The organism is Croceitalea sp. MTPC5, assembly GCF_036985505.1.
In the GTDB taxonomy this organism is placed as follows: domain Bacteria; phylum Bacteroidota; class Bacteroidia; order Flavobacteriales; family Flavobacteriaceae; genus Croceitalea.
Genome location: NZ_BTGQ01000002.1, coordinates 633649 through 660645 on the forward strand (window position 1 = coordinate 633649; position 26997 = coordinate 660645).

Below are 26997 nucleotides of genomic sequence, written 5' to 3' on the forward strand. Positions count from 1 at the left end.
AATTCGTATTATACCTGAAAACTTTTTCTTACTTTAGTAAGTATAGAATTATATAAATGACAGCGCAAATTACCGAAAAACCCTATATACTCGCAGTTGATGATGAGCAATTAAATCTGGAACTACTGCGCTTTATCCTAGAACGGAACAATTATGAATATAAGGGTACGAGCGATGACGATTATTTTTTTGAACTGCTGCAACAACAGGTTCCCGACCTAATTTTATTGGATGTTATCATGCCAAGAATCGAAGGTTTTGAACTCTGTCAAAAATTAAAAAGCATTCCTGAATACAAAAATATTCCCGTCATATTCTTAACCGGTAAAGTAAATATAAAAGATAAGGTAAAGGGGTTCGAAGTCGGCGGTGTTGATTATGTCACCAAACCTTTTAATGAACAAGAACTCATCGCCCGTATACAGACACACGTAGAACTTATTCGCGCTAAAAATCAAATTGAGTTACAAGCTGAAAACCTCAGACAATCGAACATTTTAAAAGATCGGATGTTCTCCATCATCGGTCATGATCTACGATCACCTTTAAGTGCTGCAAAATTAAAGATGGATTTTATCATGCGGGGCATTATTGACCCCAAGTCTGACGAGTTTCTTGATGGCACGGTATATGAGCTTTTAAAGACCATGGATGAGGCCTTGAACCTGCTCCAAAACTTGTTGGGCTGGGCAAAATCAGAAAGTGATCAAATACAGATCATACCCGAAAATCTTGATGTTTTTGATTTGGTAGAACAGACTTTCCGCTTATTGAAATTGGGCAGCGAACATAAAAAAATCAATTTGGTCAATAATGTACCAAAAGACACTATGGTCTATGCAGACATGAACACGGTCAAAACCGTTCTAAGAAACTTACTTTCGAACGCCATCAAGTTTACACCTGTTGATGGTTTGATTCAAGTAAACTCAAACACCGAGAATGGTCGTTTGACCATTGAGGTAGAAGATAACGGTCAAGGAATACCAAAAGAAGATATTGGCAAAATTCTCAACCCGAATGAGCATTTTAGCAAGCTTGGCACTGAAAAAGAACCTGGCACTGGTTTAGGATTGATACTATGTCAAAACTTTGTGCATAAGAATGGGGGAACCTTGAATATCAGAAGTGAGGTTGGTAGAGGCAGTGTTTTTTACTTTGACTTGCCCATCCATACAAAACAACTTGCTTAAGCAACGGCCTCAGTTGTGGTTCCACCCCGTTTTGCACGTTCCCAATTTACCGATTGCTTTCCTTTTAAATAACGGGCAAACCCTAAGAAAACGGATAGGTTCATAATAAAAAAGTAGTATGGAATGAACAGTACCTTAAGTCGAATCTGTTTGTTCTCTAAAAACCAACCTAAAAGGGCTGCTGCATAAAAAAGTACCTGTCCCCAAAACAATACACTAAAAATTCCAAAAGAAAATAGGCCTTCATTTTGGGCAAGAACAAAGTTCAAGGGAATCAAAAGCAATAATAACAATGGTGTCAATGTCCATCGCAGCACACGATGTGAGATATATTGAAATGATAGTGTACCGTACTTAAAAATGTTCAGAAGTGATGCCAATCGTATGACCGACTGAATTCCTCCTGCTGAAATCCTGACCTTACGTTTTAATTCTTCCTTTACATTGGCCGAAGCGCTTTCAATGGCATATGCTTCTGGATTGTATTGAATCGTTTTTCCTTTCATCGCTACCCGAAGTGAAATCATAAAGTCGTCTAAAAGTGTATCTTTTTCGACTTCTTGCCAAAGCTCGGTTCTGATGGCAAACAATTCGCCTGCCGCCCCAACCACGGAATACAGCTCTGCATCCCATTTTTTAAGTTGTGATTCATAACGCCAGTACATGCCTTCACCGGCGCCAGCAGCGCTATCCGCATCTTTTGAATAAATGCGTTTTTCTCCTGAGACGCATCCTACTTTTGGGTTTCTAAAAAGACGAACGATTTCTTTAACAGCATCTTTTCCTAAACTGGTATTACCATCAGAAAAAATGACTATTGGGGTTTTTACATATTTCATCCCCCTATTCATAGCAGCAATTTTCCCATTTCGCTCTGGCTGATGTAAAACACCTATGTTTTCATATTCTTTTAATAACTCTGGTGTACCATCATCAGAACCATCGGTCACCCATAACTGGGTTACTTTCTCTTGCGGATAATTCAAACTCTTTGAGTTCAACACTTTTTCATGTAAGTATTCTTTTTCATTATAAGCAGCTACAAACAGTGTTACTTCAGGTTCATATTCTTCATTGCCCTCAAAAGGTTTTGCCCAACCTAAAAGTCTTCGCACTTTGATAATACCGAAAAGTAAAATTCCGTACCCTAAATACGAATAAAATATGATGAACAAAGCCACCCAGAAAATTATCTTAAAAGCTTCCATAGTATACCTTATATTTTAGACCGTAACGGCCTGTTTCTTTTTTATGGATTCCCATTCACCCGTATGATGGTTAAATTGTTTGATAACCCTTGCAGGATTGCCAACCGCAACCGAATAGGGCGGAATATCTTTTGTCACCACACTGCCCGCACCGATTTGACATCGCTTACCGATAGTCACACCGGCCAGTACCACTGAATTGGCGCCTATATGGGCGTCATCTTCAATAACGGTCGGTCGCACATCCAACGCCTGATCACTTGAGTTTTTAGAACCATCGGCATAGCCATGGTTAAAACCGGAAACGAAAACATGCTGGCCCAGGCCAGACCCGTTTCCCATAGTTACGGGACCTATGACCACACTACCAATGCCCACACGTACCCTATCACCTAAAATCACATCACCTGAACCATTGTTGACGGTACAAAAAGACTCTATAGTGGTAAGCTCCCCTATCTCAAATCGTTTCCATGGAAAAACATCAATACGGCTATTTCTTCTAATCGTCGCACCCTTTCCCTTTTTATGCTTTAGCGGATTTAAAAACCAACGGACCCATAACCGCGGACGGGGGTTTCGTTTCGGAGCGATTAACCTCAACGCCAATTGCTTTGTCTTTGCATTCGATTTTATGCGATGTACTATGCCCATAACCTGATGTTTAAGCGGACTGCCGTTTTACTTTTAAAATACAATTGTAGATTTCATTTACATTGTTCTCCCAACTGTGCGACAAGCCAAACTGTTTTCTTTTTGCCTCTAGTTCTGGTGTATTTTCTGCCAAAGCTTTCTCAATGAGTTGTACATACTCTTCAGGTGTCTTTCCTAAATAGGTATATTCTTCAAAATACTCCATGGCCTTTGTAGCAGAGGCTACTGTGGGTTTACCCATTGCCAGGTACTCATCAATTTTTCTAGGATAATTGCCCATGGTGGCATCATTGATTAATTGCGGATTTATGGCAACATCAAAACCTTTGATATAATTGGGTAGTTCAGAAGCATCACGACTACCTAAAAAGTGTACATTGCTGATTTTATGTAATTCTGAGGCACCGAATTTTTCATCTTCTGGCCCGACCAAAACAATACTCCATTCAGGTCGGGATTTTGCAATATGGATTAAAATTTCAATACTCAATCTTCGACTGCTCAAAAACCCTACATACCCTATAATTGGTTTTGAGATCGCTTTTAATTCCGCTGGAACTTTTATCTCACGTATCGCATCATTGAAAAGTGAGGTATCGCAACCTTGACCCACCATATACGAATGCTCGGTAAATTGCTGGCCATATTCGGTATACAGGGTCGAATTGTTCACTACGCAATCGGCATGCTCAATTAATTTGGGCTCTAGACGTACCCCATTTTTCTTCCAATAGGGATTTTTAGTCAAATAATCACGCATGTAATACACGTAAAAAGAGGGCTTTAGAAATTCTTTGATGTATTGGCCCAAAAACATCGAACTATCATTAAAAATGATATATTCGTTGAAGTCCAATCTTTTGAGGGCATCATCAACATCAGTACAAAAACGTTTTGCATTGACCTTGTTCAGACTATCGAACAAAAACTTGTTTTTTATAAAATTGATGGATTCCGTCTGTGTTTTGGGATAGAGGTTCCAGAAGTTATCCGCTAGCTGCACCAAATCATCTTGTTGCCCTTTTTGAATACGTATTCGTTTTTTGATTTTTTCGGTGTGCCTTTCACGATATCTAGAAACCCTATCCATTGGCGGATTGACATAAAGCACCCTATTGTGTTTCGCAAACTCCGTCGCAATGTTTTTGCAATTGCTTCCAATCTCGATATCCCAAGCTTGAATGCCCATTACAATGATGTCTTTTCCCTTTATCATACCGATGTTTTATTTAGATCTTCATACACATCGTTGTAGAGTGCCAATACATTTTCGGCCATTGCCCTCCATGAAAATTTCTGGGCTCGCAAAATGCCTTTTTCTGACAGTAATGTCGCTAGCATTTGATCTTCTACCAAGGTTTTCATGGCGTTGGCAATTTCTTTCGGATTAAAGGGATCTATGATCAAGGCCGCTTCTTCTCCGGCAATTTCAGGCATTGATGAGGTATTTGATGTTATGACGGGCACCCCACAGGCCATCCCTTCTAAAATGGGAATCCCAAAACTCTCACGTAATGAAGGATATAAGAAGACCGCACATTGGCTTATGATCGCGGGCAATTCTTCATTGGGCACATAGCCCAACAAATGAATCGACTTACGCAATTCAGGTTGACCAAGGGCTACAAGAATTCTTTGTAGCTCGTCTTCATCATAATCCAACATCACCAATTGGTATTGGTTCGGATACGATTCATTGAAATGTGCAAAAGCCCTTAGCACGCCTACGGTATTCTTCTTCGGATCCGTGTTTCCTAAAAAGAAGAAATAGTTATCGGGCAACTTAAATTCAGTACTGACCGCAGTAAGTTTTTTTGTATTGGTGACTTTTTTAAAATGCTCGCCTACCCCATTATAAATGGCCTGCAACCGGTCGTCTTTAAATCCGAAATATTTATTGATACGATGTTTTTCGTAGTTGGACACCGTAATTACCTTTTTACTCTTTTTTATGACGGGAGGCACAAAATACCTGCGGTACATATTACCAAATTTTTGGTACCAGGTACCTTCTTTTTTGAAAATACTGATACTCTCTAAATAGATAATATCGTGTAAAGTGGTCACTAAAGGAACCTTTGAGAAAATTGGGCCTGTATTACTCGTGCAATGCAGAACATCACACCCTTCTTTCTTGGCCGCTCTGGGCAGTGCCCACTGTTCCCAACCGGGATAACCGAATTTTGAGGTGAGCTCAACAATCTTGAAATTCGATGCCATAGGAATACAGCCATCGTCTTCATCGGGCTTTACAAAAACCACGTACTCGTTTTTCGTATCGATTCGTTGTAGGTTTTTGATCAGCTCTAAGGCCACCATGTCCATACCGTGCTTCTTTTTTCTAAAAAGCCGTTGTCCTTCAATTCCTATTCTCATGAATTAGTATATTATTGACCGCTTAAGGTTCCGTGTTGGGTATGAATGAATTTCTTGTTTGCCCCTTTCAGCTTGAATAAAGACAGTAACATCAATACAAAAGCTTTTGGTAGGGTCAATAGGGCATTTAAAGTAGCTCTACCATAGAATTTTTTAGGTATTGCAAATACGAATGCCAGCACTGTCAACAATAAGGTCACATACCAAAACACCGAAGGAACGACCAAAAGGGATTCTGAAAAGAGTAAATCATTGCTTAGATAAACTACGGTTAAGATACCTACGAGACCAAGTAAAAGTATTCTTGGCGGTGAGACCATTTGGTAGACCTTATCGGCAAAATCAATATTGCCCTTCAACACAAGTGCTTTGATTCCGGCAATAACGTACCGCCTAAAATAGATGAATTGAGCCGACAACCATCTTTTACGCTGGTTTGAGAATACATCTGACTTTTGAACCTTCTCATCAAGAACCAAGGCATCGTGTAGGTATTCGATCTTTGTGCTGGCCTTTAATAATTTTAATTCCAATTCTTTGTCAAATCCGCCTACGGCATTTACATTGGCCATGGTCGTCTTGAAAAAATGGTAATCGAAGGCCATACCCGAGCCGATCAACGCTGAAGAAAGGCCTAAAACACGATGTCCCTTTCTAAAAATATGATTGTTTACTTCTTCACTAATGGCATCTAAAATGGCAAAGGGGGTATTGGTGTTTTTTGCGACACGATGTCCTTGAACGACTTTATAGCCTTTATTGAAGGCATCGTTTACCCGCTCAATAAAATCAAACTCCATAATATTGTCGGCATCAAGTATCAAAGCAACATGGTATTGGTCTCCGATAACGTCCATTGCCTTATTCAAGGCTTTGGATTTCGTGCTTTTCTCAAAAGATACCTCAATCAATCGAATGGGTAATTTTTTCAATTTTTGAAGGGTACTTTCTTGAAAGGAATCGGCTATGATGACCACTTCAAACAATTCTTCAGGGTAACTCTGTTCTAACGCGCGACGCGCTACCTCGACGATTACATTATCCTCTTTGTAGCCAGGAATAAGTACGGCGAACTTCCTTTTTTTATTGATAATGGTTTCCTTTTTTTTCGCAGAAAAAAGACCAAAAAAGGAAAAAACAAAAACATAGATGGATGCAAAACCAAAATAGGTCATCAAAGCAATTTCCATACCATTGATCAAATATTTTACTACATCCATCTTTGCTAATTCAAATTAAAACTATAGCCTAACCAATTCTTTTATAGACTTATCTTGTAAGGTGCTATCAAAATATGCGATGGTCTTTTCAAGACCTGTTCGCAAATCGACACTAGGTTTCCAATCCTTTAATTTTTCTTTTGCCAAAGTGATATCCGGCTTGCGTTGCATGGGATCATCAGAAGGTAAGGGCAAGTGGACAATCTTAGATTTAGACCCTGTTAAATCAATGATGTTTTGGGCAAGCTCTAACATGGTGAACTCCCCCGGATTACCAATGTTGATAGGGCCGATGAACCCATCTTCGGTATCCATCATCTTGATCATACCATCTACCAGGTCACTTACATATTGAAAACTTCTTGTCTGCGTACCATCACCAAATACGGTAATGTCCTGGCCTTGTAAAGCCTGCATGATAAAGTTAGAGACCACACGACCATCATCAGGTTCCATTCTGGGCCCATAAGTATTAAAGATTCGAATAATCTTTACCAAAACATTGTTGGATTCATGGTAATTGACGAACAATGATTCGGCACATCGTTTACCTTCATCATAACAAGAACGAATACCAATAGGGTTCACATGACCCCAATAGTTCTCAGGTTGCGGATGTACTTCAGGATCACCATAAACCTCACTGGTGGACGCCTGTAAAATTTTGGCGTTGATTCTTTTTGCCAAGCCCAACATATTGATGGCACCCAAAACGGAAGTCTTTATCGTTTTAATGGGATTGTGTTGATAATGCACCGGAGAAGCCGGGCATGCAAGATTGTAAATCTCATCAACCTCAATAAAATAGGGCATCGTCACATCATGTCGTATCAATTCAAAGTAGGGGTTGTCCATCAAGTGTATGATCTTACCCTTTCTGCCAGTAAAATAATTATCCATGCAGATCACTTCGTTCCCTTCTTTCAGAAGGCGATCACACAAATGCGATCCCACGAAGCCCGCACCACCGGTTACCAATATTCTTTTCATGTTTTTTCTTTGAAAAAGTTTATACTTGGGCAGTTGCTGTTGTATTGACTGCTTCACGCCCAATGCTGTAATAACCGAAGCCGATTTCTTCCATCTCTTCGGGATCATATATATTTCTACCGTCGAAAATGGTGTGGCCATTCATCAGCTTTTCCAAAATCCTGAAGTTCGGCATTCTAAACTCTGACCATTCGGTCACTACGATCAATGCGTCAGCATCGATACAGGCATCGTATTCATCTTTGGCATATTCAATGGTATCGCCTAAAATGCGCTCTGCCTCTTCCATAGCCACCGGATCATATGCACGTATATTTGCACCCATCGCCTTGAGTTGTTCAATAATCACTAGAGAAGGTGCTTCCCTCATATCATCGGTTTTTGGTTTAAAGGCCAAGCCCCATAGTCCAAACTGCTTCCCTTTTAGGTTTTCACCAAAGTGTTTTTTGATTTTTTCGACCAAAGTGGTCTTTTGACGGTAGTTTACGGCCTCGACAGCTTTTAAAACCTCTAGGGAATGGCCGTATTCATCTGCCGTTCTTACCAGGGCCTGAACATCTTTAGGAAAACAACTGCCTCCATAGCCCGTACCGGGATAAATAAACTTATTACCGATCCTGGTATCAGAACCGATACCCTTACGGACCAAGTCAACATTGGCACCCACCAATTCACATAAGTTGGCGATATCGTTCATGAAACTGATTTTAGTTGCTAACATGGAATTGGCAGCGTATTTGGTCATTTCAGAAGAGAAGATGTCCATAAATAATAACGGATGACCGTTCATTAAAAATGGTTTATACAAACGCTTCATTACTTTTTCAGCGCGCTTGCTTTCAATACCGACAACAATGCGGTCGGGCTTTAAAAAATCATCAACTGCACTGCCCTCTTTCAAAAACTCTGGATTGGATGCCACATCAAACGGAATCCTAATCCTACGTTTGACCAGTTCTTCTTCAACAGCGGCCTTTACCTTAAAAGAGGTACCTACGGGAACCGTACTCTTGGTAATGATGACTTTGTAGTCTTCCATATGTTGTCCAATCTCACGGGCCACACCCAATACATATTTTAAATCAGCACTACCATCTTCATCTGGCGGGGTACCGACAGCAATGAATACCGCGTCGCAATCTTTTATCGCTTTTTCCAGACTTGTCGTAAAAGAAATTCTACCTTTATCAATGTTACGTTCTAAAAGGGTATCTAAACCAGGTTCATAAATGGGCACTTCCCCATTTCGAAGCATGGCTACCTTCTTCTTATCGATATCAACACATACTACGTTGATTCCTGTTTCTGCAAAACAAGTACCGGTCACTAGACCAACATACCCCGTTCCAATTACTGCAATATTCATTTATTAAAGCTTTTTCGTTATATTTTTGTAAATATTATCTTACAATTTTAAGATTGAAAAATATTGTTGTCAAACGATATATAATCGTTGTCAATCATGGGTTTCCCCTATTTTTTTAGCGTCGGTACCAATCAAGGCTCTCTACGCCTCCTGAATTTGCCCAGTTTATAAATCGTGGGTACTGCAGGGTAATGGGAACTGATTCTGGCGGGGTGTCAAAGCCCTCATAGATATTCAGGGCCCACGGCAAATTGGTCGCCGTTTTATAATAACGCCCTATCGAAGCATCTGAAAAGTCATCTTTAGTGCCTAAGTAACCCGCCTTGCTCGTTGGTGGCAAGTCTGGAAGATGTACTTCACGCGCCCTATCGCCATTAGAGATTAAGAACGTATTGAAAGGAATCTCACCCAAAACCGATTCACTGACCGGTGAATTGAGTTCGACATTGATGTTTACGGTAGTGCCCTTTAAATCAAAAGCATCACCGACCACGAGTATCACCGCTTCGTTGGTTCCCGTACCTGTTTCGGTGCCATTTGCGGCCACGGTTTCAAAACCCCCATTCAAAATTTGGCCGTCTACACTGGCAACAATACTTGGGTCTATCGGAAGGACAAATCCGAACCCATTGTGCAAGGCTCCACCAATCTCTTCAATCGTAAAGGTGGCATCAATTGCAGTGACCATATTATCGGCGTTTGCAATCAGGTTAAAGGCATAATCCAACGCGAGATCGTTAAAGTCATAGTCGCCCTGACTTGGCCATAAATCTTCATAAACCAATTTTCCCGTTGAATTTACAGATGGCGAAAAATTGCTGAATGCCTTATTGGGATCAAAAGGAAAATCATCCAACTCATCATTGATTCCGTCACCATCAGCATCGGTCGCCGCTTGTATTTGGGCCAAATTACCTACTTGAATGGCATCTACGGGATTCGACTTTGCATAAAATACGGCATCGTTAAAATCATCGTCCGTAGGCCCATCCCTAAATAGATCTTCAAAACCCAGCAAGGTCAATTCCCTACCTTCATCATACAGAAGCACCATATGGTTTCTTCTTTCTGGGGTAGCTTCAGGATTGAAATCAGGGTTTGAATAGTACACACCATTACCATCTTGCACATCACCCCAAGCCCATCCGTTTGCGGCTAAAAACCAAGAAACGACCGTGTTTGCCGGAAATCTACCTAAGTACACACGATCACCCGGTATTAAGCCTCCCCCTGAATATTGCATGGATACATTCGGAAATATGACATAATGGGGATCTATTTCATCGGTTGATGCCGGTTCTTGACCTATAGGATGGGAGTAATAACCCAAAACATTGCGATACCCGGCCCCCTCTGATACAAAAGTTACCCAAACATCAGCTTCCTTTGTAATGATTAAACTAGTTTCTTTACCCGCTAAGTAATCGGGATTCGTTACGGGAATTCCACCTGGCACGTTTTCAGGCAGGGAAGCATTGATATCATCCAATAAGTTTTGCTCAATGACATCTTGAAAAGCAAGATTATCGGGTACGCCCCAAAAATCAAAGGTATCAATGAAAGTATAGTTGTCCACATTCCGCGATGGCAAAATCGTTCTTTTAGGGTTTATTTTAGATTTTCCCGAACTACCTTGCCGCTCATAAAAGGGCCTATAGTCAAATGCAATGGTATTCGTTTCAACAGGCAGGCGCACATTGTCAATAAGGCCAATGTAGTTAGAGAACAAGAGTAGACTGTCCGTTCTTGAACTTAAGGTAAACGCTTTCTTATAATGCCCGCCATCATCAAAAGTGCCCTTACCGATCAAAGTACTATCTTGCGCCCCTATTTTGCTGTAAAGGGTAAATACCGCACCCTTAAGGTTTGAAGGCACATCCAATTCAAGGGTTACGTCTTTACTGGTCGCATAATCGAACTCAGCTGAAACATTCAATGCATTTAGAGGGTCACTGGAGTCGACATCATCGGTGCCACCCATACTATCATCGGTTAAATTTTGGTCGAGATCATTTTCATTTACGCATCCAATAATGGCAAATGCTAAAAAGACCACATACATTAATTTAAAAGTCTTCATGGTTTTGGGGAATTTAATATTAGGTTTTAAGGATTTCACTTGATTATACAAGCGGTAAATCTTGTTGTCATATCGAGCGCAGTCAAGATGTTTTGCCAGCCTTTCGACTGCGCTCAAGGAGACAAAAACCGAATTTCAAACATTTTTCTTAGCTACTGGCATAATTACAGCTATACAGATTAGGTTTTAAGGATTTTATGGTTTGACAGGTTCCACATAACGGCTTTCCATAAAGCATTTAAATGTTGAAACTGTCTTTTAAAAAGAAAGGTCACCGTATTCTTCGGAATCGATATAAAAGTTTGGAACAATAGGCTCACAAACAGTTGAAAGGGCCTGAAATTACGTCTCGCAAAAACGATTCGATTCCGGGCGATGTAATAGGTCTTTAACGGGCTGAATTTGCCCGTTGACAACGATTCTTTATGTAGGATATATGATTTGGGCTGATAATAGATTTTGTACCCAGCGCGTTTGATCATTTCTGCCCAATCGTGCTCTTCGTAGTACAAAAAATATACTTCCGTCATCATCCCAACTTCTTCCACCACCCTTTTAGGAACCATCATTGCCGCCCCATGTATCGATTCGGTCTCCCCCGCCTTATCAAATGAGCCATCGTCTTTGTGATGATACCCAATACTGTTGTTTCGAATGGTCCATTGGTTCATAGGGGTATACCCCGCATATTGAATCAATGTGGGGTCCCAATGAAACTTGATCTTGGGGCTCACCATACCAATAGTTTCATCCTTTTGCAGCGTTTCGACCAAGGGCCCTATAAAATTTTCGGGTACTATAGTATCGTTATTGATGAAAAGTAAGTAATCGCCTTTGGCAACCTTGACACCGAGGTTATTGCCCCCGGCAAAGCCTAGATTTTCTTTACTCTTGATCAAGTTTATTTCTGGAAAATGTGACTTGAGCACATCAGGATCGTCATCGGGTGATGCATTATCCACTACAATTACCTCAACATTTTTATACGATAGAAACTGTAATGATTCCAACATCGCCAGCGTCACAGATGACTCATTGTAATTAATGGTTATGATGGAGACCAAGGGTTGATTTGCTTTCATTTGTTTGAATTTATGCTGGTACGATATCGTTTAGCTTTTCTGTTGTCGGTCCACTTTTCGGTTCGCCTTTAGCAGCCCTTATTTTTCTGTCCATTTGTGGTGCGATAAACATGAATACCATACCCGTATACATTAAAATACAAGTTGGAAACTGCCCAAATACCCCGTTGCCATAAGATGCGCCCATAATACCGAACATGCCACACACCAAAGCCGCTATTTGCCCCTTAAGCCAATCATCGCGTACTTTGAACATTACATTGTAGGCACCGGTGATGAGTACAAAAAATAAAATGAAGAGATGCAGGTATAATCCGACGATTCCCGTATCGGCCCAAATGGCGACGAACCAACTGTCAGTGGCGGTATTGGCCAAAAATGTGTTGGGGGTAAAACGTTGCCCCCAGTTACCTGTTGAACCGATACCGCCACCAAAAGGTCTTGATGCCAGATAGGTCGATAACTTCCTTTGGTTTGCCAACCGTACTTGCAACGAGGCATCATTGGGGTCAAACGCAGTTCGCATTCTACGCACCTGTGCATTATTGTTCAGTATGGTGGTATGTGCAAAAAAAACATACACCCCTATTCCCATAATGGCCCCTGCAACCAAAATAGGTATGTTTTTTCTCAAGATCAAGAACATGATTCCGCCCGCGGCAGGAACGGCGATGGCACCACGTGTACCCGAAATCAGCATGCCGTAAAGGCCGGCCAAGGAGACTATAATACAGAATATTCGGAATTTCCTGCTTTTCGCAAATAAGGCCAAAACACCAAAGACGACCCCGGCGTGACCCTGGGATGCCCCAAACTGGCCGGCATCGGAATAGAATGAGAAAATACGCAATTTACCAAAAAGCACATGGGTCAATGCGCCCCCATTATCCAGCCATTTTTGTTCAAATGGGTCAACCCCGAAAAACAGTTGTTGACAACCCTTTAAGGTTCCTAAAAAGGACATGACCCCCCAAATGATCAAAAAAATCTTTAAATCTTTTGGTTTGTTGTAAATGATAAAAAGTAGGGGCACGATCATCCATTGGTACAATGCCAAGCCGCGCATGGCGTAAAACCAGGCTTCAATACTGGCGGCTTCGGGGTTTACGGCTTGAAAAAGGGCATAACCGAACCAAATGGTCACCAATAGACTTAATTGGGATTTTGCCCGACTCCAGGGAATCTTGATCTTGAAAGCCTTAAAGAACAAGGCCAGATACATTAAGAACAGCAACCCATCAATCAGCAAACCCCAGGTCATGGGCACATATCTACCCAGGCCCAAGATTAGAAAATTTAAAACAAAAATGGTCATCAGCCCAATTTTGGGCTTAACGAATAAGACCCCTAAATAGACTACTGCCATGGGTAGGATAATTATGGCCATACCTACGACCAGTCCTTTTGAGGCTGTTAAGTGCGCGCACGCTATACAGAGCGATAGAAATATCGCAATGGGCAATGGTTCCCTAAGGTGATCCGTTCCATATGTTTTGTGAAAGGGATTCATCGGCCGATATAGGTGCTTAAATTTTTGAAAAAGAAAATTCCTTCAGGTAAAATCTGTTTTGATTCTATTTGAATCTCTTTTCTTAAAAAATAGAACCCCAGAAAAATCCCCAATAGCGTAAAGAAAACAGTACCCAACGCCACTACCACTAGGCTCTCAAATACGAATACGGCGAGTACATCGACCAAAATATTGGCCACTGTCATACATATGACTTTATAAAGGTTCAATTTGGGCCTATTTATACTATCTAACAAAACCCCGGTAAAGCGGTCAACCGGCAATAAAAGCGTATACACCGTAAATACCCTAAAAACCAATGTCAACAAGGGTAAAGAATCGGAATAGGCCTTTCCCCCTAAAATCAATATCAAGTCTTCTGCCAATACGAAACAGCCTATTGCTACCGGAACGAACAACAATGTGATCGCACCTGAGTAAGCATAGAAAACCTTTCGAACACCATCTAAATCGCCTTCAATAGCTTTTTTGGACATTCGCGGATAGGCGGTCATCGTAAAACTTCGTAAGGGAATGCCTAATAAATCGGTAAGTTTCAATGGAATTGCATACATGGCGATGCCAGTTGACCCCAAAACCGGACTTAGCCCAATTATCAAGGTATCGGCACTTTTCAGTAGGCTTGAGCCTATAAGCGTACCCATGGAGTATTTGCCAAAATTGATCAACTCCTTTTCGGTTTTTCTGTCTGCCTTGTTTAAAAAAAATAGGCCATCCCATTTTTTGAAGGTACACCACAAGCTCGAAATAAGGTTGACGGCAAGATTGACCCAAACCAGCTCCAACAGCCCTAAATGAAACCAAAATCCGTTTAAAACCAAGAAGACTACGAACAAGCCGATGTTGGCCAATCGAACCAGCATCATACGGTTAAAGTTCTGCTCCGCTTGAAACAGTGCCGAAGCATTGTTCCAACCCAAATTACAAAAGGCCAAAATGGGATACCATCTTAAAAAGAGTTCGTATCCCTGCGTTATTTGAAACTCGACAACATGTACTATCGCCATGGTCGACCAACAAAAAATCGTCAGAATTACAAGTAATATGAGGTTGATCCTACACGAGGATCCCAATAATCTTTTAAAGGCTTTTTTATCAGCGCCCGACAACAACCTAACGACGGAAGTTCGGGTCAGGCCGAATCGTAACAGGTCAAGAAACGTAGCCAATGTGATAAAAAGCACCCAATCACCAAATTGGGGTTTGCTTAGCTGCCGGGTAAGCAACATAAAACTAACAAGGCCAAGAAATGCGATAACTACATTGGTCAACAATGAGGATATGTTCTTTTCTTTTCCAATATTTTTCAGTTTACGTATCATTTTGCCACCGCTTTTTTAGTGAAGAACCTAAACTGAACGATTTGTTTTATCCATTTTCGAATCAACGACCTCTTCTTAGGAAGGTCACCCACCACCGTTTCCATTTCCAATACCTTGACCCCATTTAGTATGATAGTCGGTTCTGGACCTGTGGTCGCTTCGTTGAAAAGCGCCAAAGAATTTTTGTCCGCTTCACCCCAAGCCCTATTGGCCCTGGTAATCAAAAAAGTATAGTCCATGGTAGACGCCAACTTTACAGGGAACGGATTTTTGATGATACTGGGTAGTTCAAGGATTACGAAATCAAAATAACCAAAGTCCGTAATCGCCTTATCACCATCCAACTCTTCGACCGTCGAAATTTTGTACAGTTGATCACTCACCCCGTATAACAACTTTTGATAATACGGTCCTTCCAGATTCAAGTCATAGTCATCATAGGTTACGTGCAGCATTTTGTAGTCCAATTCACAAAGTTTGGCGATCAAGTGTTGACAGATGAACGTCTTGCCTTCCGCATCTTGGGTCGAAAAGAACATATTCACCACTGGTCTATCATCTTTCTCTTTTTTGAACTGATTTAAAATGATATTACGCGAAATAGCATTGATGGCCTTATTCTTCAGGTATTCAAAGTCTATCTTATTGCTTTTTTCATTGATTACGGGAAAAATTGAGGACACTTTCAAACCAATTTTATCTTCTGCCCTAGCTGCCGTATTCAGGTTGCCATCTAAAAACTCTAAGACCAATACCGTAAATGTGACCAAAATAAAACCGGCCATACCTGCAACGATGACCAGCAGCATACGCTTACTGGGCTTTGGGTTTATTGGAAAAAAAGGTACTTCAATGAGTTTCAAATTCGATTTCAACTCTACGTTCTGTTGGCGAAGTTTAGCTAGGCCAAGGCTATGCAACAAACTAAGGTATTCCCTTTCGGCAATATCGATCTTGCGCTCTAGTCGTTTCATGGTAGCCCCTAAAGGAGAGAAAACTTGATATAATTTTTCAAACTCAAGTCGTTTTTCATCCATGACCTTTAACTGTGCCTTTGTACCTTCAAATGCCACGGTATTCTCTAACCAATCACTTAAAATATCTGTTGAAGCAAGTGTTTTTTCGTCATAATCGGTACTGTACAACTGGTCGACGCGTTGTGAAAGGTCTGCCTCTAGTTCGGCAGCTTTTTGCTGTAACGCGACCACATCTTTTGCATTCTGCACCTGTTTTAATGAATCGGTTTCGACACCCAATGTTTTCATTGAAATCTCAAAATTCACATCGGCCAATTTGTTTCTGAGCGACAAGATCCCTTCACTTGACAACCGCTTCTTCTCATGCGTCTTTAACTTTGATTCCAATGACTTCAAAACGGCTTTCGCCGCATAGTGCGCTATATGCACTTTTTGATATTCCAATTCAAAGTGCTCTTTCTCTGATGCGATATGTTTGGTCTGTTCGTAGTAATTGATGATGTTGTGTGTTCTATTAAAATCCAACAATTCATCTTCAGCTGAACGAAGATGTTTGGTAGACGTATTGAGCTGCCCTTCAAAATACTTTACCACTGCATCTGATTGATTTACTTTGATATCGGCATTGAGCCTGACGAAAACCTCTGCAAGGATCAACAAGGTATTTTGACAAATGGCGGGATCTTCTGACTCAAATTCAATATCCACGAAATCACTACTCAATATTCTACGGACACTGATTCTACCTATGATTTTTTCAATACTGTAATCAGGATGCTTTAGATTGATCAACTCATAAATAAAATTCGAATGGTTTGATTCTTTCAACCTTTTGAAATTTTCAAAGGTCTTTTCGATATCTCCTTTTACGGAAAGTGCCTTAACATCATCTGGTACGATTTCCATAAGGTCATCGTACTTTTCCCTTGAGATAATCTTCGTGTCCACACTATCGAGTGACATATGCTGTGAAAAAAGCTTAAGACCAACCGTTTCAATCGTAGTTCTTGCCTTGATAAGGTTCAAAAGGTTGTCATAGGCCGTATTGGTTGCCCTAAAATCCAGTTTTGTATTATCGAGCTCTATTGTTGAGCCGGAAGCAATGCCAGTATAGACCCTGGCTTTTGAGTTAAATACCTTAGGCTGGTCTTGGGTAAGGTAAAACACCAACGATGCCAATAGTATGGGCACCAAGAGCAGCAAAGCGATATGCCTTAATAAAAGCCGTACAAAAAAGAGTAGGTTAAATTTCATCTTTATATCCTAAACTTAGTACCGACGATTCCCTCAAGGGCGGTAATGGCCAGCAAATATTCGGATCGTTGAAACTCAAATGTTTTCAATGATTGATTCAACATCTGCTGTAATCTGGTATATTCCGTAACATCAATCGCCCCATTTGTAAAATTTTTATCGGCATTTACAGATTGTACCTTATAGGTTTCTACTACGGAACTGGCCACTACCAACATTCGATGCGCCCTAATGACTTCATGATATTTTTGGGCCACGAACATTTCGAGTTCACGAACGGCAAATTCTTTTTCATATTTAGCACGTTCCACTTCGGCTTTTGAGGTCTTTACCTCAATCTTCCTATTGAAAATGGCGTGCAGGGGCATTTTCATCGATACCCCAAGATTGTAACGGCTTTGTTCGGTCGTAAATAAGGTCTGACTTGCATCGGGTACCCCAGCGATCTGGGCATTACTCAAATTATCGAAAACCCCATAGCCATAAGAAGCGTCCAGATAAATGCTGTTCAACCATGACCTGCCTACACTTTTGACACGACCCTCCCAGTACTTTGCATCGGCATCAAAATATTTCAACCTTGGTGAATGCTGTTTGGCCATGGATACCAAGCTATCTAAGGGCGGTAGTTTTTCAGTAATATCATTTTTCTGAAGACTTTTTGACACAAAATCATCCAATGATTGCGCAAATAATATTTGGGTGCCCAAAGCAAATAGTAATAGGGGGATAATACGTAAATGCATTCTTAAACATTTTCTTTTTGAAAAACAGCTTTGAACGTTCTTAGGATAATCCACATATCAATTAAGAAGGCATATTTGCTATTGGCATATTTTACATACTTGACATCAAGTTGTTTTCTTTCTTCGGGTGACATTTTTGAAGATCTACCACGTGCCTCTACTTGCCAAAGGCCGGTAATTCCGGCTGGGCCGTTAAAACGCTCCGTCCACTCATCGGTAGTCAACATTTCAGCTTCATAAAGGGGTAATGGCCGATTACCTACGATCGACATATCGCCTTTCAGAACATTGATCAGTTGTGGCAACTCATCAATACTGAGCTTTCTAATGATCTTGCCCACCTTGGTAATACGTGGGTCATTGTCAAATTTTACAAAAGCGCTTTTTGCGCTTTCCTTTCTTTTTTGATTATGTGCTATCTCATCTACTTCAGCATCATCACTGATAAGCACGGTACCTTGAATCTTTTTCTCACCCGCATTACTTGCGATTTGCCCTGAATCATCTTCATGCACATACTGGTTTAAATGTTCAAACTCTTTCAAGCGTTTATCTGCATCAGGGTACATTGAACGCAACTTTAAGAAATTGAATATCCTATAGCCTGTACCGACCCTTTTTGAGATATAGTACACCTTACCTTTTGATTCTAATCGAATCGCCAGAATGACAAGTAACAAAAACGGGGATGCCAGTAACAATACGGAACCTGCCAACAATAGGTCAAAGCTCCGTTTCCAGAAACCAATCTTATACTTCTTTAACTGGGCGTTACTGGATTGGATTTTCTGCTTACGTAAGTTTAGCTTTAATTCTTTTAAAAAGTCAATGCGCTCTAAAAGACGATCAAAACGAACGGGATGGGCGAAGAAATCATCAAATCCATTCTCAATGGCCAGAAGTTTTTCTTCTTTGGTCAGTTTTTTCCCCAAAAGCAAAAACGGTATTTTCTGTGCCGGATCGAACGTTTTTTCTATGTAGCGCTTAAGTTCCAACAATTCTTGCCGCGGTATACCGTGTTCACACAAAAACGCATCCACTGCATTACCCACATTGATCCACTGGCCCTTTTTGAATTCGGCATTATTGTGCAACCACTTAATGGCCTCAACCGTAGTAACGGTTGAATGTACGTTGACCCTATCGGTTTCACGATGGAACTCTTCGGCCAAACGCTTGTTGGCCCCTATGTATAATACTTGGGTTTTCTTTTGGGTTAAGACCTCCATACTAACTGCGGATTAACAGTTTGTCTACTCTTATGAGTAATTCTTCAGGATTAAATGGTTTCACCATATAATCGTCCGCTCCAAGTCGCAGACACTCCACCCTATCGGCCGAACTGTCCCTGCAGCTTAATACGATTATTGGGATATCGGAAAAAAGTCCGGTTCCCTTTATTTGTTTGATCAGTTCAAAACCATCCATTTCAGGCATTTCGAGATCTGTAATGATCAAATCAGGTATATTGCCTTCTTGCAACCATGAAATGGCCGACAAGCCATTCTCCATAGTGGTTACATTATGTGATTGTCCTAGAAACTGTGCGACCAATTCACTCAAAGACTGCTTGTCATCAACTACCAATATTTTCATAATTTCTGTTTTGTAGTATTAATAGAAACGAAAAGTAGGATTAATATTACTTTTAACGAATTGATTGTTGTCAAACAAGAGCTAAGTGTTGTAATTACAATAGATCTGTATGTAGTATTTTTCTTAATGAATTCTATCCCTCAATAACAGTGTCATGCAATTGTCTTGAAAGTAGGTTTAGATCGTTCAAATAGCTTCCGTATTCTTCTTAAGAAATAAAAGAGACAATCTGGGTATGCCAAGTATCGATTTCAACGGAATTTTAAGTACAAGACCACAAAAAAAGCACAAGATGGATCTTGTGCTTTTATAATTTTCAAGGTAATGGGTATTACACGCGATCGGAACTTAGGATGTAATCGGTCTTAGTAATATTCATTACTTCCGAAATTTCTTTGTTCTGTCTTCCTACTATGGCCAGCACTTTATGATTGGCAGCCACTTGTTTATACAATTTTTCAAAAAACAGGGCAACACTTGAATCCATAACAGTAACCTTTTCTAAACTAATTACCATTTCATCGGTTACCTCTAAAGCCGACTCAAAATAAACTTTCAAAGCCCCTAAATTCTGCGAAGTAAGCTCTCCGATCACTTCAAATATTCCTTTATCCTCTTTTATTTCCAATGCCATTTGACAGCTATTTTAGATTAAATATGTTATTTCTAATAATGTTTAGATCATTTACAAAAGATTCAACCGTTGCATAAGACTGGGCCTATTCGAACGACTTATGGGGATGACATTTCGTTCAATCAAAACACTATTGTCTTGAATATCAATAATCTTAGTATAATTTATGATGTATGACCGATGAATCTGCATAAATAGCGATTGCGGCAATTTTTCCCTGATCTTCTTTAATGTGGAATGCACCCTATAAAACGATTCGGTGGTTTTGATCTCTATATAATCGCCTTTGGCTTCGATCAATAGTATATCCTTGAATTTTAGTTTTATCAACCGCCTATCAATATTGATGTATAAATGGTCTTCTTTGGGTACTGCACCAACACCTTCGCGTTCTTCATCAGTCACTGGCGCGTATTCGGTATGTTGAAGTTTCACCATTGTTTTTTGAAAACGCCCATGGGTAATCGGTTTGACCAAATAATCTACAATAAAGGGATAACTATAAGCGGCTATCGCGAAATTCGTATCCGACGTTGTCAATACGATTCGTGGAGGGGTTTGTAAGGTTTCAATGAAATCAAACCCCGTCAACATGGGCATATGAATATCCAAAAATATAACGTCGACCTGGTGATGTGGCAAAAACTTCAATGCTTCCACGGCATTTGAAAACTGGCCAATGACTTTTAAGTCTTCACACGATTCACAAAGTTCGGCAACGATTGCCCTCGCGGTCAATTCATCGTCTATGATTATACAGTTCACTTTATGCGATTTTTAATATAAATTCCTCTACCGTTGTCAATACATCCATAAACTCATCTTTGAGTTTGGTATCACCGTACTTCAAGTCTTCTTCATATTTTATGGCCAATTTGTACGCACCGTTCAGCCCCAAAATACCTAACTTGTGCTTTATTTTGTGTACTACCTTGGCAGACTCTTCCAGTTCTTGTTCTTGAAGTAGTCTGGTGTAGTCTTTTTTTTCGTTCGGAAATTCGGCCTGTATGATGGAAAGGAATTTCTTTTCGAATTCTTCGTTCCCTCCCGCAATCTCCTTGATATAGTTCAAATTTGGTTTCTCACCCATTAGATTTTCGTTTTTATTGTAAAAAAGAATGTGGTACCCATACCTTCTTCTGAAGAAAGCCAGATATCCCCTTTGTAATAGTTGATTATTTTTTTGACCAATGCCAATCCGATTCCAGTCGCATTCGCATCATTTTCCAATTTCTTGAACATATTGAAAATACCGGCCTGTAGGTGTACCGGAATTCCCTTGCCATTATCTTTGACACTGAACAGCCATTTGTCTTCTTGTTCCGCTGCACTAATGACAATAAAGCCTTCTTTCTCTGCTTCAAGTGCCGTAACGGCATTGGTTAGTAAATTTTTAAAGAGCTGTTCTATTCTATACTTGCCCGTATATAAAATCGGTAATCTGTCCTTTATCACGATTTTAATATGATTTGGCACATAAATCGTTTGGTCAATTTCTTTGATCAATAAATTCAAATCCACTTTGGCTATTTTCTCTTCTAAAGAATCAATGGTAGCATGTTTCAGAATGCCATCTATTAAACTGTCCATTTTAGATAGATTTTGAAAAATGAGATCAAAGTTCTTCTTGTTATCATTTTCCAATTTATTCGGGGCATCTTCAAGAACCCAACTGACCAAGGAATGAATATTTCGAATTGGCGATTTCAAATCATGCGAAACCATGTGTGCATAATTGTTCAGTGATTCGTTTTGCTGCTCAAGGTTTTTAAGAAGGTGGTCTTTTTCGGCCGTAATCTCAACAATTTTATTCGTTTGATTTTCAATATTCTCCACTAATCTTTGAGGATCAAAACCAAGTGACCCACGTTCCATGGTATTCGTCTTACTTTCCATAAATGCAACAGCTTTACTCAAGGCCTCAAGTACTTTGCGCTGGCTCTCGGTCTCTATATTCAACCTTTTATTGGCCTCATAAAGTTCTTTTGAGCTCAATGATGTGGCATGCTGGATCATCTCAAGCTTATCATCATAGTCTGAATACGAATTGGCTATCGATTCAAAGAAGACATCGAGGCCCTTATGATTTTGCAGATCTTTGGGCAAATACTTTTTTATTTGACGTTCGAGCAGGGAGTGCATTTATTCGCTGAGTAATGTTAAGGTCATGGTTTGATTATGTAATTGGCATTCATTTTTGCCCGCAAAAGGGGCCATTTCCCCATAAGAGTAAAATCCGGTGATCTTAGCTTGATTGCCTATGACCTCTTTTACTTCTTCTATTTCTTCTTCAGTGCGCTGGGCCAACACTAATTTTCTCCCCACGCAACTTACCAATATGGCCAATTGAGGGCTATTTTTGCGGTTCATCATCGCAAATTCCGCCGCATTTGATGCTCCTTGCGCGATATCACCCGTGGTAGACATCATTAGTTGCACTTTTGAATTTACAGGAACATCCCCTGCTAAAATCATCGAATTTGCTTCTTCATCAATATTCAAAATAGTTCGCACCAAAGATTCCGCACCCTCATGTTCTTGAACGGTCAATGGGTATAACAATGCGGCCTTGGGCAGCTCTTTCGCTTTTTCACCCAAATAGGTCTTATAGAGATCTAAAGCTGGTTTTCCATCGATTTCGTACAGCACGTTCCCAATTGATTTGGTAATTGTCCTTTCAGGACCAAAAGAAGTCCAACCTCCATAATTCGCATACGAAACCTCCAATTGGCTTCCATAGAAACCAATGGCAATTACCTCGCCTTGTTTCGGATTTTCATTGTATGAGGTCAACGTTTTTTCAAAACGTGCCCCATCACCACATAGTCCACCAGTTATTGATGCTTTGAACTCTTCATCAGATTCCAACCCTTCAATGAGACCACTTCCATTTACAAAGCTGCCATCAGAAACAACAAACAAATGACAGAGATCTTCCTTTTCAAATTGATCTGCTATGGCCCGACCCATTTTCTTGATATCTACATAATCTGCCACGTTCTCATTGACTATTTTAAATTTCGTTTTCTCGAATTCAATAGCGGTCAATGTAATGGTCCCCTCAAAAACATTGGTCTCCAAAATTTCACCCGAAGTGGAGCCAAAAACAAGTTCCCCGTCAGGATACAGCTCACGTATCTCGTTATAAATGGTATCCAATTCGAGAATATACCGGTCTGCAAAGATCAATACCAATGGTTTTACCAATTTTTCATTTTGATGGAAGGTCCACTCACCATCTTTAGTTCTTATCGCCTGATTTACTTTCATGATTTCTTCAATGATTTATTTTTTTAAGGTGAAATAAAATATGGTTCCCCTACCTATTTCACTTTCTAACCATACCGATCCGTGATACAGGTCTATAATTTTTTTAACTATTGACAATCCGATACCCGTAGACCTTTCATTGTTACCAATGGATTGAAAAATCTTGAATATTTTTTCATGGTATTCCTTCGGTATTCCGACACCATTGTCTTTTACACTGAATTGCCAATGCGTGGGTGTTTCTTTACTTTCGATTTCGACAAGGCCTTCTTTCTTATCAATATTGACTACGGCATTGCTCAAAAAGTTTTGAAACAATTGATGGATTTTGGTTTTGTCGGCTATAATGATGGGGAGTTTACCCACTATCTTGATTTGAACATGTTCAGGTATGAATATGATTTCGGATATCTCGTTTATGACCTTATTGACATCGACTTCTTTATGATCTAAAGTATCGCTATTGACCGTTGAATATTTTAGTATGCCCGTAATCAATTTGTCCATCCCCTCTACTTTTTCGAGCATCATTTTTAAATTATACCGACCACTTTCGTCCAATTGGTCTTTATAGTCATCATACAACCATGTCGCCAAGGCGCTAACACTCCGTAATGGTGATTTTAAATCGTGTGAGACAATGTGTGCGTACTCTTGAAGTCCCTTATTGCTTTCTTCAAGCTCATTGACCAATTGTTGCTTTTGTTGCTCGAGTTCTTTTTGTTTTGTGATATCAAGATGTACCCCAATAGATCCATTTACTTTACCAAATTCATCATATTTGGGTGCCCCACTGATAAGCCAATGTCTTTTTTCGCCGTTATGTAGTTTTACCTCAATCTCGTATGAATCGGATTCATTTCTTCGTCGTTTTTCAAATTGTGCCTTGATTTTATCCAGGTTTGCCTCATCCAATCCCATCACCTTCAATACATCTTTACCCATAAGATCCTCAGCATTGATGTCAATCATCTCTGAATATCTGTTATTGACCAATAGAATCTCACCTTCTGCATTGATTTCGACCAAACCGAGGTTCATATTGGCGATGATGCTGCCGTATTTCTCTTTTTGTATCTCAAGATTCTTTCTGTAGTTCTTTCTAAGGGTCACATCACTATAGCTCCAGAGGTGCCCTTTATACACATCATCGATTATCAAAGGAATGTAATCCAATTCAAAGGTGCGGCCATCGACCAATTCAAGTTCATCGGATAGTACCAACTCTTTTTTGTTGAGTATATGGTTGATCCTCTTTATTATGTAATCGGGGTCGACGAAAAGTTCTTTGTACTTATTCAAATACTTTCTACAATCCAAACCCTTTAACTTCTGGGGAGATAGCGGAATTGCAAAAAGGTCACAGAATTTTTGATTGGTCAAGATCATTTTCCTGTTTTCATCTTCAAGCAGGATTCCGTTTTGGAAATTTCGTATCAAGGTGGTCAGCCGCTGTTCAGAGGCCCTTATCTTTTCTTCGGATATTTTATCGTTTGTAATATCCTCAATCATGGCTACCTTGTAATCAATGCCACCGTGTTCGTTACGTAAAGTGTTCACTGAGGTTTTACCGTATATAGAGGTTCCATCTTTTTTATGGAACTTTCTTATGATCGAGAACCTGTCTGATTCACCTCTTTCATTATCATCCAACAAATCCCTGTACAGGCTGACATCTTCTATGGTTGAAATGGCATCTATGCTTAGTTTCTTCAATTCTGCCTCTGTATAGCCCAAAAGCTCGATAAAGGCATTGTTCGCCTTTACGATTTTGTCTTGCTCTATCAAAAGAATACCTAGTGATGAGTTTTCAACTATAATATCTTGTTGTTGCTTTTGCTGTTCTAAAAGCTCTTTGATCTCAATCTCGCGTGTAATATCACGAATGACACCTTGTGCTGCTATCGGGCTCCCTTCTTCATCGTAGATAAGGCTGGCATTTATGTTCACAAACCGATCACCATTATGTTGTGTTCGTATTTGAACATTGTAATTTTTGAGAATACCTACCTGTAAAAGGGTTTTAAAAGATTCAGCGGTGTACTCTAAATAATCTTCGTGTACCAATTCTGATAAGGTGATGTCTTCTTTGGTATGATCGTAACCCAAAAACTCTTTTGCGCTTGTGTTCATATTGACAACCTTGGTTGTCATATCCATAACCACATAAGGGTCAATGATATTAACGAAGGCCCCGTCAATTTTTGAATCGTCTTTGCTCAGCAAGGCTTCCAATCTTCCATTGGCCTCTTTCAAGTGCAGTGAGGCATCGTATAGCTCTTTAGACTTACTTTCAAGCAAACGTTCTGCCTCTTTACGCGCTTTTTTTTCACGTGATAGTGCGCGGTGCAATATTGAGATATCCACTTTATCCATTTTGAACAATTGCAAATTGCACTTCCGTTCCGGCTTCATTCAACAGCTCATAGTCTACCGTAACGGTATTACCAAAATATTCGAAGGTCTTATTGATAAGTCCATTTGCCAGTGCATAAAGCCCTCTTGATGAGCTATAGATCATTACCAATGATGTTTCTGTTTTTTCAAGTATCTTGAAATTGGGTAGTTCTGCGTCTGGATATAATTTTTTTACGTGAATATGAATATGGTCTTCAATGGCATAAATAAGTGCCAGGGGATTTTTATAGGCACGCACCACCTCGGGGTGTGCCTTACACAATCCATCAAAAAGATAATACCCGAAAGAATATAATAAATCGTTTATCGGCATCTTTGAGGTTTCACTCAGACAAGTAAGTAAAGACACCATCTCATTAAAATCATAAGTGCCTACCGCAGTATATGCGCCTTCTGATTCAAGAGTCGAATTTTCGATAATGGAATCCACCACCTCCAATCCGAAAGTAGTTTCGACCATTTCTAAAAATTCAGTAAACACAATTCCTTTCATAATACAGAATATTATGATTTAAAAGTAAGAATTGGACTACTTTGCTAAAAAATAATGTTGTGAAATGCCAATTTTAGTTAGGCTTTGATAAGTTCACTTATCTCCCAATAATCGAATACGCGTTTTAGTTTAAACTCGTAATCCTCATATTTTAAAGGCTTTATAATATAACCGGCAATACCAATTTCAAAACACTTCAATAAATCGACCCGATTTTCTGATGTGGTCAAAATTATGGTTGGCAAATATTTGAACCGCGGATCTGCTTTTAGAACACCTAAGAATTCTATACCGCTCATTCGGGGCATATTCAAGTCAAGTAAAATGATATCGGGTAAATTACCTTCGTTTAAGATGGCTAAGGCTTCTTCACCGTTTTTGGCTTCAATAATATTGTGTTTTGATTCGAACTTTGAAATTGCACGTTGCATTTTCATTGATTCAATCATATCATCTTCTATAAACAATACATTCACGATTCAACACTTTTTACAGATTACAAAATTGCTACAAATAGAAAAAACAAAACAGTTGGGGGAGATGAATTGTATTTTACCTTCGGTTAATGGCAAAAAGGTATCGATGAA

At 39.9% G+C, this 26997-nt stretch carries 24 protein-coding genes; 1 reads left to right on the plus strand and 23 read right to left on the minus strand.

Features of this window, described 5'->3' with window-relative positions; genetic code table 11:
- Positions 1-56 precede the first annotated feature (56 nt).
- On the plus strand, positions 57-1193 hold the full coding sequence (locus AACM45_RS07935; protein ID WP_339141886.1) for a hybrid sensor histidine kinase/response regulator: 1137 nt from the start codon (positions 57-59) through the stop codon (positions 1191-1193).
- Here AACM45_RS07935 and AACM45_RS07940 read toward each other — a convergent pair.
- From AACM45_RS07940 to AACM45_RS08050, 23 genes are all read right to left on the minus strand, one after another.
- Entirely contained in the window at positions 1190-2401 is a 1212-nt protein-coding gene (locus AACM45_RS07940) for a glycosyltransferase family 2 protein (RefSeq protein WP_339141887.1), read from the minus strand. The genes AACM45_RS07935 and AACM45_RS07940 overlap by 4 nt on opposite strands.
- 15 nt (positions 2402-2416) lie before the next feature.
- Positions 2417-3055 (minus strand): acyltransferase, encoded by a 639-nt coding sequence (locus AACM45_RS07945; RefSeq protein WP_339141888.1) that lies wholly within the window; start codon positions 3053-3055, stop codon positions 2417-2419.
- A 10-nt stretch (positions 3056-3065) separates the two neighbouring features.
- Entirely contained in the window at positions 3066-4271 is a 1206-nt protein-coding gene (locus AACM45_RS07950) for a glycosyltransferase (protein ID WP_339141889.1), read from the minus strand.
- Positions 4268-5431 (minus strand): glycosyltransferase family 4 protein, encoded by a 1164-nt coding sequence (locus tag AACM45_RS07955; RefSeq protein ID WP_339141890.1) that lies wholly within the window; start codon positions 5429-5431, stop codon positions 4268-4270. Before AACM45_RS07955 ends, AACM45_RS07950 begins: the two co-directional genes overlap by 4 nt.
- 11 nt (positions 5432-5442) lie before the next feature.
- On the minus strand, positions 5443-6651 hold the full coding sequence (locus AACM45_RS07960) for a glycosyltransferase (protein ID WP_339141891.1): 1209 nt from the start codon (positions 6649-6651) through the stop codon (positions 5443-5445).
- Between the two features lie 21 nt (positions 6652-6672).
- Positions 6673-7641, minus strand: coding sequence for a UDP-glucuronic acid decarboxylase family protein (locus tag AACM45_RS07965; protein WP_339141892.1), 969 nt, complete (start codon positions 7639-7641; stop codon positions 6673-6675).
- Positions 7642-7660: 19 nt separating this feature from the next.
- A complete protein-coding gene (locus tag AACM45_RS07970; protein ID WP_339141894.1) occupies positions 7661-9007 on the minus strand; it encodes a UDP-glucose dehydrogenase family protein in 1347 nt (448 codons plus the stop codon).
- A gap of 115 nt (positions 9008-9122) precedes the next feature.
- Positions 9123-11087 carry an LruC domain-containing protein gene (locus tag AACM45_RS07975; RefSeq protein ID WP_339141895.1) on the minus strand — a complete coding sequence of 655 codons (1965 nt, stop codon included), beginning with the start codon at positions 11085-11087 and terminating at the stop codon, positions 9123-9125.
- Positions 11088-11266: 179 nt separating this feature from the next.
- On the minus strand, positions 11267-12169 hold the full coding sequence (locus tag AACM45_RS07980; RefSeq protein WP_339141897.1) for a glycosyltransferase family 2 protein: 903 nt from the start codon (positions 12167-12169) through the stop codon (positions 11267-11269).
- Between the two features lie 10 nt (positions 12170-12179).
- Positions 12180-13679 (minus strand): O-antigen ligase family protein, encoded by a 1500-nt coding sequence (locus tag AACM45_RS07985; protein WP_339141898.1) that lies wholly within the window; start codon positions 13677-13679, stop codon positions 12180-12182.
- A complete protein-coding gene (locus AACM45_RS07990; protein WP_339141899.1) occupies positions 13676-15022 on the minus strand; it encodes an oligosaccharide flippase family protein in 1347 nt (448 codons plus the stop codon). The genes AACM45_RS07985 and AACM45_RS07990 overlap by 4 nt, the downstream gene beginning before the upstream one ends.
- A complete protein-coding gene (locus AACM45_RS07995) occupies positions 15019-17253 on the minus strand; it encodes a GumC family protein (RefSeq protein WP_339141900.1) in 2235 nt (744 codons plus the stop codon). The genes AACM45_RS07990 and AACM45_RS07995 overlap by 4 nt, the downstream gene beginning before the upstream one ends.
- 2 nt (positions 17254-17255) lie before the next feature.
- Positions 17256-17999 (minus strand): TolC family protein, encoded by a 744-nt coding sequence (locus AACM45_RS08000; protein WP_339141901.1) that lies wholly within the window; start codon positions 17997-17999, stop codon positions 17256-17258.
- A 2-nt stretch (positions 18000-18001) separates the two neighbouring features.
- Positions 18002-19228 carry a sugar transferase gene (locus tag AACM45_RS08005; RefSeq protein ID WP_339141902.1) on the minus strand — a complete coding sequence of 409 codons (1227 nt, stop codon included), beginning with the start codon at positions 19226-19228 and terminating at the stop codon, positions 18002-18004.
- 1 nt (position 19229) lies between these two features.
- On the minus strand, positions 19230-19595 hold the full coding sequence (locus AACM45_RS08010) for a response regulator transcription factor (protein ID WP_339141903.1): 366 nt from the start codon (positions 19593-19595) through the stop codon (positions 19230-19232).
- A 331-nt stretch (positions 19596-19926) separates the two neighbouring features.
- Positions 19927-20229, minus strand: coding sequence for an STAS domain-containing protein (locus tag AACM45_RS08015; protein WP_339141904.1), 303 nt, complete (start codon positions 20227-20229; stop codon positions 19927-19929).
- 51 nt (positions 20230-20280) lie between these two features.
- Complete coding sequence (locus AACM45_RS08020; RefSeq protein WP_339141906.1) at positions 20281-20994, minus strand: LytR/AlgR family response regulator transcription factor; 714 nt, start codon at positions 20992-20994, stop codon at positions 20281-20283.
- A gap of 1 nt (position 20995) precedes the next feature.
- Positions 20996-21319 (minus strand): Hpt domain-containing protein, encoded by a 324-nt coding sequence (locus tag AACM45_RS08025; protein ID WP_339141907.1) that lies wholly within the window; start codon positions 21317-21319, stop codon positions 20996-20998.
- On the minus strand, positions 21319-22335 hold the full coding sequence (locus tag AACM45_RS08030) for a sensor histidine kinase (RefSeq protein ID WP_339141909.1): 1017 nt from the start codon (positions 22333-22335) through the stop codon (positions 21319-21321). Before AACM45_RS08030 ends, AACM45_RS08025 begins: the two co-directional genes overlap by 1 nt.
- 36 nt (positions 22336-22371) lie before the next feature.
- Positions 22372-23499, minus strand: coding sequence for an FIST signal transduction protein (locus tag AACM45_RS08035; RefSeq protein ID WP_339141910.1), 1128 nt, complete (start codon positions 23497-23499; stop codon positions 22372-22374).
- 15 nt (positions 23500-23514) lie between these two features.
- Positions 23515-25875 carry a PAS domain-containing sensor histidine kinase gene (locus AACM45_RS08040; RefSeq protein ID WP_339141912.1) on the minus strand — a complete coding sequence of 787 codons (2361 nt, stop codon included), beginning with the start codon at positions 25873-25875 and terminating at the stop codon, positions 23515-23517.
- Positions 25868-26410 (minus strand): heme NO-binding domain-containing protein, encoded by a 543-nt coding sequence (locus AACM45_RS08045; protein WP_339141914.1) that lies wholly within the window; start codon positions 26408-26410, stop codon positions 25868-25870. The genes AACM45_RS08040 and AACM45_RS08045 overlap by 8 nt, the downstream gene beginning before the upstream one ends.
- 77 nt (positions 26411-26487) lie before the next feature.
- Positions 26488-26886, minus strand: a complete 399-nt coding sequence (locus tag AACM45_RS08050; protein WP_339141916.1) for a response regulator — start codon at positions 26884-26886, stop codon at positions 26488-26490.
- Positions 26887-26997 lie beyond the last annotated feature (111 nt).

Coding starts and splice junctions, on each gene's coding strand:
- AACM45_RS08035 (WP_339141910.1), bottom strand. CDS start 23,499: ATGAAAGTAAATCAGGCGATAAGAACTAAAGATGGTGAGTGGACCTTC.
- AACM45_RS07955 (WP_339141890.1), bottom strand. CDS start 5,431: ATGAGAATAGGAATTGAAGGACAACGGCTTTTTAGAAAAAAGAAGCAC.
- AACM45_RS08045 (WP_339141914.1), bottom strand. CDS start 26,410: ATGAAAGGAATTGTGTTTACTGAATTTTTAGAAATGGTCGAAACTACT.
- AACM45_RS07975 (WP_339141895.1), bottom strand. CDS start 11,087: ATGAAGACTTTTAAATTAATGTATGTGGTCTTTTTAGCATTTGCCATT.
- AACM45_RS07995 (WP_339141900.1), bottom strand. CDS start 17,253: ATGAAATTTAACCTACTCTTTTTTGTACGGCTTTTATTAAGGCATATC.
- AACM45_RS07960 (WP_339141891.1), bottom strand. CDS start 6,651: ATGGATGTAGTAAAATATTTGATCAATGGTATGGAAATTGCTTTGATG.
- AACM45_RS07945 (WP_339141888.1), bottom strand. CDS start 3,055: ATGGGCATAGTACATCGCATAAAATCGAATGCAAAGACAAAGCAATTG.
- AACM45_RS08005 (WP_339141902.1), bottom strand. CDS start 19,228: ATGGAGGTCTTAACCCAAAAGAAAACCCAAGTATTATACATAGGGGCC.
- AACM45_RS08015 (WP_339141904.1), bottom strand. CDS start 20,229: ATGGCATTGGAAATAAAAGAGGATAAAGGAATATTTGAAGTGATCGGA.
- AACM45_RS07990 (WP_339141899.1), bottom strand. CDS start 15,022: ATGATACGTAAACTGAAAAATATTGGAAAAGAAAAGAACATATCCTCA.
- AACM45_RS08025 (WP_339141907.1), bottom strand. CDS start 21,319: ATGGGTGAGAAACCAAATTTGAACTATATCAAGGAGATTGCGGGAGGG.
- AACM45_RS08010 (WP_339141903.1), bottom strand. CDS start 19,595: ATGAAAATATTGGTAGTTGATGACAAGCAGTCTTTGAGTGAATTGGTC.
- AACM45_RS07980 (WP_339141897.1), bottom strand. CDS start 12,169: ATGAAAGCAAATCAACCCTTGGTCTCCATCATAACCATTAATTACAAT.
- AACM45_RS07965 (WP_339141892.1), bottom strand. CDS start 7,641: ATGAAAAGAATATTGGTAACCGGTGGTGCGGGCTTCGTGGGATCGCAT.
- AACM45_RS07970 (WP_339141894.1), bottom strand. CDS start 9,007: ATGAATATTGCAGTAATTGGAACGGGGTATGTTGGTCTAGTGACCGGT.
- AACM45_RS07935 (WP_339141886.1), top strand. CDS start 57: ATGACAGCGCAAATTACCGAAAAACCCTATATACTCGCAGTTGATGAT.
- AACM45_RS08040 (WP_339141912.1), bottom strand. CDS start 25,875: ATGGATAAAGTGGATATCTCAATATTGCACCGCGCACTATCACGTGAA.
- AACM45_RS07985 (WP_339141898.1), bottom strand. CDS start 13,679: ATGAATCCCTTTCACAAAACATATGGAACGGATCACCTTAGGGAACCA.
- AACM45_RS08000 (WP_339141901.1), bottom strand. CDS start 17,999: ATGCATTTACGTATTATCCCCCTATTACTATTTGCTTTGGGCACCCAA.
- AACM45_RS07940 (WP_339141887.1), bottom strand. CDS start 2,401: ATGGAAGCTTTTAAGATAATTTTCTGGGTGGCTTTGTTCATCATATTT.
- AACM45_RS07950 (WP_339141889.1), bottom strand. CDS start 4,271: ATGATAAAGGGAAAAGACATCATTGTAATGGGCATTCAAGCTTGGGAT.